Source organism: Pseudogracilibacillus sp. SE30717A (assembly GCF_037071985.1).
Classification (GTDB): domain Bacteria; phylum Bacillota; class Bacilli; order Bacillales; family Amphibacillaceae; genus Pseudogracilibacillus.
Genome location: NZ_JAXHDF010000018.1, coordinates 39,670 through 51,902, shown reverse-complemented (window position 1 = coordinate 51,902; position 12,233 = coordinate 39,670). Strand labels below are relative to the sequence as shown.

The 12,233-nt window shown below is 35.9% G+C and carries 10 protein-coding genes and 1 other annotated feature; all 10 genes read left to right on the top strand.

Annotated features, from left to right (window positions below; translation table 11 throughout):
• Positions 1 to 427: 427 nt before the first annotated feature.
• The 10 genes from SPD48_RS19705 (at position 428) to SPD48_RS19660 (ending at position 12,224) form a co-directional block, all read left to right on the top strand.
• Positions 428 to 892 carry a CtsR family transcriptional regulator gene (locus SPD48_RS19705; protein WP_336259856.1) on the top strand — a complete coding sequence of 155 codons (465 nt, stop codon included), beginning with the start codon at positions 428 to 430 and terminating at the stop codon, positions 890 to 892.
• Between the two features lie 17 nt (positions 893 to 909).
• Complete coding sequence (locus SPD48_RS19700; RefSeq protein ID WP_336259855.1) at positions 910 to 1,446, top strand: UvrB/UvrC motif-containing protein; 537 nt, start codon at positions 910 to 912, stop codon at positions 1,444 to 1,446.
• Positions 1,443 to 2,507 carry a protein arginine kinase gene (locus tag SPD48_RS19695; protein ID WP_336259854.1) on the top strand — a complete coding sequence of 355 codons (1,065 nt, stop codon included), beginning with the start codon at positions 1,443 to 1,445 and terminating at the stop codon, positions 2,505 to 2,507. Before SPD48_RS19700 ends, SPD48_RS19695 begins: the two co-directional genes overlap by 4 nt.
• A 12-nt stretch (positions 2,508 to 2,519) precedes the next feature.
• On the top strand, positions 2,520 to 4,946 hold the full coding sequence (locus tag SPD48_RS19690) for an ATP-dependent Clp protease ATP-binding subunit (RefSeq protein WP_336259853.1): 2,427 nt from the start codon (positions 2,520 to 2,522) through the stop codon (positions 4,944 to 4,946).
• Between the two features lie 121 nt (positions 4,947 to 5,067).
• Positions 5,068 to 6,465 (top strand): DNA repair protein RadA, encoded by a 1,398-nt coding sequence (gene radA / locus SPD48_RS19685; protein WP_336259852.1) that lies wholly within the window; start codon positions 5,068 to 5,070, stop codon positions 6,463 to 6,465.
• Positions 6,466 to 6,643: 178 nt separating this feature from the next.
• Complete coding sequence (locus SPD48_RS19680; RefSeq protein ID WP_336259851.1) at positions 6,644 to 7,741, top strand: PIN/TRAM domain-containing protein; 1,098 nt, start codon at positions 6,644 to 6,646, stop codon at positions 7,739 to 7,741.
• A gap of 228 nt (positions 7,742 to 7,969) precedes the next feature.
• Positions 7,970 to 9,439 (top strand): glutamate--tRNA ligase, encoded by a 1,470-nt coding sequence (gene gltX, locus SPD48_RS19675; RefSeq protein WP_336259850.1) that lies wholly within the window; start codon positions 7,970 to 7,972, stop codon positions 9,437 to 9,439.
• A 59-nt stretch (positions 9,440 to 9,498) separates the two neighbouring features.
• Positions 9,499 to 9,718, top strand: a binding site (T-box leader).
• Between the two features lie 58 nt (positions 9,719 to 9,776).
• Positions 9,777 to 10,433 carry a serine O-acetyltransferase gene (gene cysE, locus SPD48_RS19670; RefSeq protein WP_442962180.1) on the top strand — a complete coding sequence of 219 codons (657 nt, stop codon included), beginning with the start codon at positions 9,777 to 9,779 and terminating at the stop codon, positions 10,431 to 10,433.
• On the top strand, positions 10,423 to 11,820 hold the full coding sequence (gene cysS / locus SPD48_RS19665; protein ID WP_336259848.1) for a cysteine--tRNA ligase: 1,398 nt from the start codon (positions 10,423 to 10,425) through the stop codon (positions 11,818 to 11,820). Before cysE ends, cysS begins: the two co-directional genes overlap by 11 nt.
• On the top strand, positions 11,820 to 12,224 hold the full coding sequence (locus tag SPD48_RS19660) for a Mini-ribonuclease 3 (RefSeq protein ID WP_336259847.1): 405 nt from the start codon (positions 11,820 to 11,822) through the stop codon (positions 12,222 to 12,224). The genes cysS and SPD48_RS19660 overlap by 1 nt, the downstream gene beginning before the upstream one ends.
• Positions 12,225 to 12,233 lie beyond the last annotated feature (9 nt).

Below are 12,233 nucleotides of genomic sequence, written 5' to 3'. Positions count from 1 at the left end.
AATCAAAAACAGTCTATTTACTTTAATGTAGATAGACTGTTTTTTTATTGTTACATAATGCAAATATCTCTTTTTAACTAGTCCGCTCTTAAATAAAATACGGAAAAACAGAGAAATATATGTACTTCACCATCCAATCATTATGAAGATGTAATCGAATAAAGTCGAAAAACAAGTAAGAAGTATACTTAAATAAGTAGATGAAATGCAACATAGTAGGATTAAGAAATTAAAATAGGAAGTTAATGTTTATATTTAGACATTTTGTCAAAGATAGTGAAGGAAATATCTTTAAATCCATTAATAATTATCGTATAATATAATTATAGTCAAATATGGTCAAAGTCAAATATTATAAATGCGATTAAAGATAAAGAATTAAATAAATAATGATAAAGAGGTCAAAGCAGGGGAAGGGGTGTAAGTAATGAGCATTTCTGATATCATAGAACAATATTTAAAACAAACTCTACATGCTAATGAAAAAAAGATGGTGGAAATTAAGCGAAGTGAAATCGCGGACCAGTTTCAGTGTGTTCCTTCACAAATAAATTATGTAATAAATACGCGTTTTACAATAGAAAAAGGGTATATAACTGAGAGTAAACGTGGGGGTGGAGGATATATTCGCATAATACGTATAGAACATCAAAATGAATTTGAACTAATTAATGATATTATTAAGATGATTAATCCAAAAGTTTCTCAGCAGGCGGCTATTGATGTATTAGAAAGGCTTGTTGAAAAAAAGGTTATTACACGTCGGGAAGAGAAATTAATTATTAGTGCAATTGATAGAGAAACATTGGCTATAGCACTTCCTGAGCGTGATCAACTTCGTGCACGTGTATTAACTGCAATCCTAACGACACTTAAATATATAAATAAGTAATAGGGGAGAGATATGGGATGACATGCAGTGAATGTAAGAAGCGCCCCGCTACTCTATATTTTACTCAAATTATTAATGGGGAAAAGACTGAAATAAAAGTATGTGAAGTTTGTGCAGCAAAAAAGGGGTATATAAATCAAATGGAAGAAACATACTCTTTGCATGACTTACTAACAGGGCTCTTTAATTTTGGTTCCTCGCAATTAGAGCTGCAAAATGATAATATTTTTAAGCAAATTGAAGAACTACAATGTCCAAAATGTAAGATTACGTTTGATGATTTTCAACGAATTGGAAAGTTTGGCTGTGTTGATTGTTATAGTGCTTTTAAACTTAAATTAGACTCTATTTTCCGAAGAGTCCATAGCGGAAATACAAAACATATTGGGAAAATACCTAAACGAAAAGGAGTCCATCTGCATACCAAAAAAGAGTTGGAGTCATACCGACAACAATTACAGCAACTAATTGAACAAGAAGAATTTGAAAAGGCCGCAATTATAAGGGATAAAATTAAAAGCCTAGAGACAGAGAAAGAGGGTGATCATTCATGAGTTTTGAACAGTTTATGGATGAAGCAATAAGCCCTTGGATGCGAGAAGAAGGCCCAGAAAATGATATCGTCTTAAGTACGCGAATTCGTTTAGCTCGAAATTTTCAAGATGAAATTTTCCCAATTATTGCTGATGAAAAAGACTTAAAAAGAGTATCTAACTTTTTTAAACAAAACTTTCATCAAACGTCATATGGGCAATATAAGAATTTCGAATTAATTGAGATTACCGATTTAAGTAATATTGAAAAAAGAGTTTTAGTTGAGAAACATTTGATTAGCCCATACCTAGCAAAAGCAAGATCAGCCGCAGCTCTTGTAGCAGATAATGAGCAAGTTTCAATTATGATAAATGAAGAAGATCATATCCGGATGCAATTATATTTTCCAGGTTTTCAATTAACAACTGCTTTAAATGAGGCTTCCTTACTTGATGACTGGCTTGAAGAAGAAATTGATTATGCGTTTGATGAACAAAAAGGATATCTAACTAGTTGTCCAACGAATGTAGGAACAGGGATGAGAGCTTCTGTTATGATTCATCTACCTGCTTTAGTCTTAACAAAGAAAATTAGCCGGATGATTCCAGCAATTAACCAGTTAGGATTTGTAGTTCGAGGTATTTATGGTGAGGGCAGTGAGGCTCTTGGAAACATTTTTCAAATATCGAATCAAATTACATTAGGTAAATCCGAAGAAGATATTGTGCAAGATTTACAGAGCATTATTGCCAAGTTGGTTGAGCAGGAGCGGGATGCCCGCAGTCGTTTAATGCAACGTTCAGAAATTAGAATGCAAGATCAGATCTTTCGTTCATATGGTATATTAAAACATAGCAGAATTATGGAATCAAAAGAGGCAGCAACACGATTATCTAGTCTGAGATTGGGTATTGACTTAGGGATAATTAAAAATATATCGCATAGTATTTTAAATGAATTAATGGTATTAACCCAACCGGGTTTTTTACAGCATTATGCAAATAAAATTTTAACCTCAAGTGAACGTGATGTTTTACGTGCTACGTTAATTAGAGAAAGGTTAATGTTGGAACAAAAGTAGGAGGGAACGTGTATGATGTTTGGAAGATTTACAGAAAGAGCTCAGAAAGTATTAGCATTATCGCAAGAAGAAGCAATCAGGCTGGGACATCATAATATTGGTACGGAGCATATTTTACTCGGTCTTATTCGTGAGGGAGATGGAATTGCTGCAAAAGCATTAAAAGAACTAGGACTTGAAGTTAGAAAAATTCAAGCAGAGGTTGAGAAGTTAATTGGAAAAGGCAATCAACCGATGAAATCAATTCATTATACCCCACGAGCTAAAAAGGTTGTTGAACTTTCGCAAGATGAAGCACGCAAGCTTGGCCATTCCTATGTAGGAACAGAACATATACTGCTTGGCTTAATTCGTGAAGGAGAAGGTGTAGCTGCTCGCGTCCTGCATAATTTAGATGTAAGTTTAAATAAGGCAAGGCAGCAAGTGCTACAATTATTGGGTAGTAATGAATCTCAATCTGGTCAACAGAGTAGAGGACAATCGGCAAATGTTAATACTCCTACATTAGATTCACTTGCAAGGGATTTGACTGCAAGTGCTAGGGAAGGGAAGGTTGACCCGGTTATTGGAAGAGATGATGAGATTGAGCGTATCATTCAAATTTTAAGTAGAAGAACGAAAAATAATCCTGTTTTAATCGGTGAACCAGGAGTTGGAAAAACAGCAGTAGTTGAAGGCCTTGCTCATCAGATTGTAAATAATGAAGTTCCTGAAACGTTACGCGATAAACGTGTGATGACATTGGATATGGGAACGGTTGTAGCGGGTACAAAATATCGTGGTGAGTTTGAAGACAGGCTTAAAAAAGTGATGGATGAAATAAGAAATGCTGGGAATGTTATCTTATTTATCGATGAGCTTCATACATTGATAGGAGCTGGTGGGGCTGAAGGGGCAATTGATGCATCTAATATATTAAAACCTTCTTTATCCCGTGGTGAATTACAATGTGTAGGAGCAACAACTTTAGATGAATACAGAAAGTATATTGAGAAAGATGCAGCATTGGAAAGAAGATTCCAACCGATTCAAGTGGACGAACCAACAATTGAAGAGACAGCACAAATTTTAAGAGGGCTACGTGATCGATATGAAGCTCACCACCGTGTAACAATTACAGACGGTGCAATTGAAGCCGCTGCAGAACTTTCCAATCGGTATATTACTGATCGTTTCTTGCCGGACAAAGCAATTGATTTAATTGATGAAGCTGGTTCGCGTGTTCGATTAAAATCGTATACGATACCACCAAATTTAAAAGAATTAGAAACAGAGCTTGAAGAAATTCGTCAAGAAAAGGATTCTGCTGTGCTTAGTCAAGAATTTGAAAAGGCCGCAGCTTTTAGAGATAAAGAACAAAAGTTAAGAGAAGAAGTGGAAAAAACTAAAAATGAGTGGAAAGAACAACAAGGAAAAGAAAACTTAGAAGTAACAGAAGAAGATATCGCTATGGTAGTTTCAACGTGGACTGGTGTTCCTGTAGTGAAACTTACTAAGGATGAAAGTGATCGTCTATTAAATATGGAAGAAGTATTGCATAATCGCATTATCGGTCAAAGTGAAGCGGTAAATGCAATTTCAAAAGCAATCAGACGGGCACGTGCTGGATTAAAAGATCCTAAACGGCCAATTGGTTCATTTATTTTCTTAGGTCCAACTGGAGTTGGTAAAACGGAACTTGCTAGAGCACTTGCGGAAGTGATGTTTGCCGATGAGGATGCGATGATTCGGATTGATATGTCGGAATATATGGAGAAACATTCGACTTCTCGTTTAGTTGGCTCACCTCCAGGATATGTAGGATATGAAGAAGGCGGTCAACTGACAGAAAAAGTACGTCGCAAACCATATTCTGTCGTCTTACTTGATGAAGTGGAAAAAGCTCATCCAGAAGTGTTTAACATTTTACTGCAAGTACTTGAAGATGGCCGATTAACAGATTCAAAAGGACGTTTAGTAGATTTTAGAAATACTGTTCTAATTATGACTTCCAATGTGGGTGCAAGTGAACTGAAGCGTAATCGATTTGTAGGGTTTAATTTGGGTGATGATAAGCAGGAACATAGTGACATGAAATCAAAAGTAATGGACGAAATGAAAAAGACATTTAGACCTGAATTTTTAAACCGTATCGATGAGACGATTGTTTTCCATTCATTAGAGAAGAAACATATGAAGGATATAGTCAAACTAATGATTGAACAAGTCCGACATCGTGTTGCTGAGCAAGAAATTAAATTCACAATAACTGATCGGGCCATTGAAAAAATTGCGGAAGAAGGATTTGACCCTGAATATGGTGCAAGACCACTTCGTCGCTCTATTCAACGAAATATTGAGGATTTACTGTCTGAAGAGTTATTAAAAGGAACCATTAAAAAAGGGCAGAATGTAAAAATAGGATTAAATAGTAAAGGCGACTTTATTGTTTTACCTTAACTTTTTACAAGATGTTTTTAAAAGCTAGTGATTAGATCGCTAGCTTTTTTTGCAAATTGACATATTTAACTTATGAGAACCGCTTTATTCGCGAGCGCAATTGCTTGAAAGGATGGAATAAATGGCAAAACGAAAAACTGTATATATGTGTCAAGAATGTGGGTATGAATCATTAAGATGGATGGGAAAGTGTACGAATTGTAATAATTGGAACACATTTGTAGAAGAAGTAAAACAACCAAAAAGAGCAGCAGGAGTCGGAGTTTCTCCAAGTGGACAAGCTAGTAAACCAACAAAGATGAATCAAATAGAGTATGAGAAAGAAGAGCGTATAACTACTTCAATGAAAGAGTTTAACCGAGTCCTCGGTGGCGGAATCGTACCAGGTTCTCTTGTATTAATTGGAGGAGATCCTGGAATTGGTAAATCTACTCTCCTCTTGCAAACTTCTGCTCAAATTGCTAGCAAAAAATTACGTGTCTTATATATATCTGGAGAGGAATCATTACAACAAACGAAGTTAAGAGCAAATCGACTTGGAATGGATGAAGAAGAATTATATGTTTTAGCAGAGACAAATCTCCATAATATTTTACTTCATATCGAACAATTAAAACCGGCTTTTGTAGTGGTGGATTCTATTCAAACTATATTTAAGGAAGAAGTGACGAGTGCACCAGGAAGTGTGTCACAGGTGAGAGAATGTACGATGGAACTTATGAAGTTGGCTAAAACAAAAGGAATCCCTATTTTCATCGTAGGTCACGTAACTAAAGAAGGTGCGATTGCTGGTCCACGTATGCTGGAACATATGGTTGATGTTGTTTTATATTTTGAGGGAGAAAGGCATCATACGTATCGCATTTTAAGAGGGGTAAAAAATCGTTTCGGGAGTACAAACGAAATGGGTATCTTTGAAATGAAAGAATTAGGATTACAAGAAGTTCTTAATCCATCAGAAATATTTTTGGAAGAGCGTTCTCGTGGGGCATCAGGTTCTACCGTTGTTGCATCTATGGAGGGCACACGTCCTGTATTAGTTGAGATCCAAGCTTTAATTTCTCCGTCAAGCTTTGGAAATCCAAGAAGGATGGCAACAGGTGTAGATTCAAACAGGGTTCCGTTACTTATGGCTGTTTTAGAAAAACGTGTAGGGTTAATGTTACAGAACCAAGATGCATATATTAAAGTGGCCGGTGGAGTTAAACTTGATGAGCCGGCAATCGATTTATCTATTGCAATTAGTATTGCCTCGAGTTTCCGAGATCAGCCGACAAATCCAGAAGATATATTTATTGGCGAAGTTGGATTAACTGGAGAAATTAGACGTGTATCCAGGATCGAACAACGTGTACAAGAAGCAGCAAAGCTGGGATTCAAGAGAGTAATCTGTTCAGAAAATAATTTAGATGGTTGGAATTACCCGAATGGGATCGAAGTCATCGGAGTGAAGACTGTACATGAAGCATTACGATATGGCTTGCATACTAATGAACAGAATGAAGGTTACACAATGTAACAAAGTTCGTCATATTATTGACAAAGAAATTATAGTATGATAGAATTTATTGTTTTGTTAAATTGACTTAAGAAATAAGGCTATGCTATTATTTATTGTATATGTTCATCAATTTCTTTCTTAATGATTAGAATGTTATAAAAAGGGTAATACTAAAGGTTAAGGAGGTGTACTATGTATGTTACGAAAAATTGTGCACGTATTTTTTATCATAACTGGAGGTACTTTAGGATTTTTATATCTCCCAACTATTATTCAACTATTAAATATTACAGATATTAATTGGTTCACATCCCCATACTTTGGTCTTGTGCTAGGTGCTATTATATTTTCTATTTTAACTTACTTACTGGCAGATTATGTTGTTGGATTCTTGAAATGGATAGAAGAAGGTTTAATCAAGATACCGGTTGTGGACTTATTCTTTGGAACAATTGGACTTATATTAGGATTAGTTGTAGCGTATTTGATTAACATACCGATTCAGGATATTGGTTTAAAAATTGTATCAGAAATTGTTCCCTTATTCCTAACGATCATTATTGGTTACTTAGGTTTCCAAGTTGGTTTCAGAAGAAGAGAGGAATTTATGAACCTACTGTCTATCTCTCGAAAGGATAAAGCTCGGAAACAGGCTTTAGATGAAGAGAGAGAAGAGAAAGATGAATTAAAACCAAAAATATTAGATACGAGTGTCATTATTGATGGGCGCATTGCTGATATATGCCAAACGAATTTTTTAGAAGGAACGATTGTCATTCCTCAATTCATTCTAGAAGAGCTTCAGCATATAGCGGATTCATCTGATGTGTTAAAAAGAAATCGTGGTCGCCGTGGGCTAGACATTCTAAACAGAATTCAAAAGGAATTAAACATACAAGTAGAAATCTATGAAGGCGATTTTGAGGATATTCAGGAAGTGGACAGTAAGTTAGTTAAACTTGCTAAGCTGATCAATGGTGTCGTCGTGACCAATGATTTTAATTTAAATAAAGTTTGTGATTTTCAAGGCGTTTCTGTACTCAACATTAATGACTTAGCCAATGCAGTTAAACCTGTTGTATTACCAGGAGAGGAACTCGTAGTGCAAGTTATTAAAGATGGAAAAGAGCAACGACAAGGAATTGCCTATCTAGACGATGGTACGATGATTGTTGTTGAAGACGGAAGAGATCATATCGGAAAAACAATTGAAGTACTTATTACGAGTGTTTTACAAACTTCAGCTGGCAGAATGATTTTTGCAAAGCCAAAATTACTTGAAAAAGCATTGTAAAAACGGTATAACTTAATAAGAAAATAAAAGGTGATAACAGCGTATGTTATCGCTTTTTATTGGCGGTAAGAAAGTATAGTTCCTTTCTTCCTGCTAAAGTCTCACCATAAAGGCTTGGCGATAAGTTAAGTTTTCTAACTAAATAATATATAATAAGATTGGTATTTATTTTTGATACATTGATATGCTAGTTAAGTCATTCGATACATTACAGAGAGGGGAACAATAATGGCGAAAGAAATACGGGTACGATACGCACCTAGTCCAACTGGAGATTTACATATTGGGAATGCACGTACCGCATTATTTAATTATTTATATGCAAAACATTTTGACGGGAAATTTATTATCAGAACTGAAGATACAGATGCTAAAAGAAATGTTGAAGGTGGAGAAGAAAGCCAATTAACCTATTTAAAATGGCTCGGTATTGAATGGGATGAGGGCGCAGATATTGGTGGAGATTACGGGCCATATCGTCAAATGGAACGTTTAGATATCTATCAAAAGTATATTGACGATCTGTTAGAGAGAGATTTGGCATATGAATGTTATATGACAGAAGAAGAATTAGAGCAGGAAAGAGAAGAACAACGCGCGAATGGACAAGTCCCAAAATATTCAGGGGCACATGCAAATCTGTCTCAAAAAGAAATTGAAGCATTTAAACAAGAGGGCAGGAAACCTGCAATTCGATTACGCGTGCCACAAAATAAAACATATACGTTTCGTGACATGGTACGAGGGAATATTTCCATTGAATCAAGTGATTATGGTGACTGGGTGATCGTAAAAAAAGATGGTATTCCAACGTATAATTTCGCGGTTGCTATTGATGATCACTTAATGCAAATAACCCATGTATTACGAGGGGAAGAACATATTTCAAATACACCTAGACAGATGATGATTTACGATGCCTTTGGATGGGAAGCACCGACATACGGTCATATGACGCTTATTCTGAATGAAAACAGGAAAAAATTAAGTAAACGAGATCAACATATTTTGCAATTTATCGAGCAATATAAAAAGCTTGGATTTTTACCTGAAGCAATGTTCAATTTTATTACTCTGTTAGGTTGGTCACCGGGCGGGGAAGAAGAAATATTTACAAAAGAACAACTGATTGACATATTCGATCCGCAAAGACTTTCTACTTCAGCTGCAATTTTTGACTCTAAAAAATTAGAGTGGATGAACGGAGAGTATATTAAGAAGGCAAATGTTGAGACAGTGATTGAATTAACCTTGCCTCACTTAATAGAAGCAGGGAAAATTTCTAAGGATGCAGATGAAGAAACACTTCGTTGGATAAAAGAAGTAATTGCGCTGTATCAAGAGCAATTAAGATTTGGCGCTGAAATTGTAGAGTTAACGGATCTATTCTTTAAGACGGATATTCATTACGATGAAGCGGCTCAAGAGGTTTTAGCTGAAGAGCAAGTTGTTGAGGTTTTACAAGTCTTTACCGACAAGCTTATTCACTTGGATGATTTCACAGCTGATCATATAAAAGAGCAAATTAAAGCTACTCAAAAAGAGACTAAGCATAGAGGTAAAAAGTTATTTATGCCGATCCGTGTAGCGACCACCGGGCAGACACATGGACCAGAACTCCCTAAAGCGATTGAATTATTAGGAAAAGATGTTGTCTTAGCAAGATTAGACACCGTTTTAAGTGATATTGAGGATTAAACAGTTCACATTTTCTTAAAAATATAATATAGTAAATTTACAGGAAGCTATTTATATTGATGTAGATGGTGAAGAGGAAAAGTAAAAAGCTGATTGCTTAACAAGAGAGAATCATCATTAGGCTGAAAGTGATTCTAAGTAATGCTTTTGAACATGCACCTCGGAGTCCCGTTATGGAAAATTAGTATATAACGGCGGTTATCTACCGTTACCAGATCAAGTTGAGAGAAGATTTCTTCTCTAAACAGAGTGGAACCGCGCGCAACAAGCGTCTCTGTGTAAGTACCTTACATAGAGACGCTTTTTATTTTTATTAAGGGAGGAACTTAAAGTGGGAATCTTTAAGCGGATGCGGGAAGACATGGATGTAGTGTTTGAGCAGGACCCAGCGGCTCGCACTTATATAGAAGTGTTTCTAACATATTCAGGATTGCATGCAATTTGGGCACATCGGGTCGCCCATGCATTTTATAAGCGTAAATTATTTTTTATTGCTCGAGCTATTTCTCAAGTGAGCAGATTTTTTACAGGAATTGAGATCCATCCAGGTGCAGTAATAGGGCGCAGATTCTTTATTGACCATGGCATGGGAGTTGTAATAGGAGAAACATGTGAAATCGGAGATAATGTGACTATCTATCAAGGCGTAACCCTTGGCGGAACTGGACATGAAAAAGGAAAACGACATCCGACTGTAAAAGATAATGCCCTTATTGCCACCGGTGCAAAAGTGTTAGGATCGATTACAGTAGGGGAGAACTCCAAAATAGGGGGAGGATCAGTTGTTTTAAAAGATGTTCCAGACAATTCGACAGTAGTCGGAATACCTGGTCGAATCGTAAAGCAAAATGGCAAAAAAGTAAGTCAAAAGAAATTAGACCACCATATTTTGCCGGATCCCATCTCCGACCGTATGAAAAAATTACAAGCTGAAATAGATGCATTAAATGAGGAAGTAAAGAAATTGAAGGAAGGAAGAGAGCATGTCAATTAATATTTATAACACATTAACAAAAGAAAAAGAGCTGTTTAAACCGCTTGTAGATGGCGAAGTTAAAATGTATGTATGTGGTCCTACGGTATATAACTATATCCATATTGGAAACGCACGGCCTGCGATTGTATTTGATACAGTAAGAAGATATTTCGAGTATAAAGGATATCATGTCACATACGTGCTTAACTTTACAGATGTGGATGACAAGATAATCAATGCTGCGGGAAAAACAGGTGAAAACGTACAACAACTTGCCAATCGTTTTATTGATGCCTATTTAAAAGATGTAAAAGATCTAGGTGTTGAAGAAGCTACGTATCATCCTCGAGTAACAGAAACAATCGATGACATTATTGCTTTTATTTCAGGGTTAATTGATAAAGGGTATGCCTATGCAGTTGAAGGCGATGTATATTTCAAGCCAAGAGCATTCGAAGACTATGGAAAGTTGTCAGATCAATCGATTGATGAATTGCGAGCAGGTGCAAGAATTAAAATAGGGGAAAAGAAAGAAGACCCATTAGATTTTGCTTTATGGAAAAAAGCAAAGGATCATGATATTGCTTGGGATTCTCCTTGGGGAAAAGGAAGACCAGGCTGGCATATAGAATGTTCGGCAATGGCTAAAAAATATTTAGGGGATACTATTGATATTCATGCTGGTGGGCAAGACTTAACGTTTCCCCACCATGAAAATGAAATTGCTCAATCTGAGGCGCTGAATGAACAGCCTTTTGCAAACTATTGGATGCATAATGGATACATGAACATTAATGATGAAAAAATGTCAAAATCACTTGGGAATTTTATTTTAGCAAAAGACTTAATTGAAAAATATGATCCAATGGTTTTACGGTTTTTTATGCTAAGTGTCCATTATCGTAATCCAATTAATTTTACGGACAATCTTTTACTTAGTGCCAAAAACAGTTTGGAGCGAATAACTACAGCTTATACGAATTTAGAGCATCGTAAGAATGTGAGTGCTGGATTAGGTAATCATAAAGACAACTGGCTTTCCAAAATTCGACAACACCGAGAAGCCTTTGAAAAAGCAATGGACGACGACTTTAACACTGCTAATGCGATTACTGTGTTGTTTGATTTAACTAGAGATGCAAATTTATATTTAGAAGAAAATCAAACAGAAAATGAAATTATTCAAGCTTTCCAAGACGAAATAAAAACATTACTAAGTGTACTAGGTATTAAACTTGAGAAAGAAGAATTGCTTGATGAAGAAATCGACGCCCTCATTGCTGAGAGAAACAAAGCTAGGAAAGAACGGAATTACGGAAGAGCTGATGAAATTCGTGATTTGTTAAAAGAGAAAAACATTATCCTAGAAGATACCAATCAAGGTGTTCGTTGGAGAAGAGGGTAATGAGTGTTCAAGTTAAACAATTAAACAGTCTTGCTCTAGCATATGTTGGTGATGCTGTATATGAACTATATGTTCGACACCATTTGATAGAAGCTGGGCAAGTAAAGCCAAATGAATTGCATAAAAAAGCGATCACATATGTAGCTGCCTCAGCTCAAGCAGCAATCATTCATCATTGGCTTGATGAGGGTAAATTAAATGAAGAAGAAGCGGCAGTTGTAAGAAGGGGTCGAAATGCAAAATCGGGTTCGACCCCTAAAAATATGTCGATTCAAGACTATAGGTATGCTACGGCATTTGAAGCACTAATTGGCTATTATTATTTATTAAAAAATAGGACACGTCTTGATGAGCTGATCACAGAAGCTATACAATATATTACAAATAAGGATAAAGATAAATAGGAAGGAAAG

Excerpts from the sequence above, each read along its gene's own strand:
- SPD48_RS19705 (WP_336259856.1), top strand. The coding sequence starts at position 428 with ATGAGCATTTCTGATATCATAGAACAATATTTAAAACAAACTCTACAT.
- SPD48_RS19700 (WP_336259855.1), top strand. The coding sequence starts at position 910 with ATGACATGCAGTGAATGTAAGAAGCGCCCCGCTACTCTATATTTTACT.
- SPD48_RS19695 (WP_336259854.1), top strand. The coding sequence starts at position 1,443 with ATGAGTTTTGAACAGTTTATGGATGAAGCAATAAGCCCTTGGATGCGA.
- SPD48_RS19690 (WP_336259853.1), top strand. The coding sequence starts at position 2,520 with ATGATGTTTGGAAGATTTACAGAAAGAGCTCAGAAAGTATTAGCATTA.
- radA (WP_336259852.1), top strand. The coding sequence starts at position 5,068 with ATGGCAAAACGAAAAACTGTATATATGTGTCAAGAATGTGGGTATGAA.
- SPD48_RS19680 (WP_336259851.1), top strand. The coding sequence starts at position 6,644 with ATGTTACGAAAAATTGTGCACGTATTTTTTATCATAACTGGAGGTACT.
- gltX (WP_336259850.1), top strand. The coding sequence starts at position 7,970 with ATGGCGAAAGAAATACGGGTACGATACGCACCTAGTCCAACTGGAGAT.
- cysS (WP_336259848.1), top strand. The coding sequence starts at position 10,423 with ATGTCAATTAATATTTATAACACATTAACAAAAGAAAAAGAGCTGTTT.
- SPD48_RS19660 (WP_336259847.1), top strand. The coding sequence starts at position 11,820 with ATGAGTGTTCAAGTTAAACAATTAAACAGTCTTGCTCTAGCATATGTT.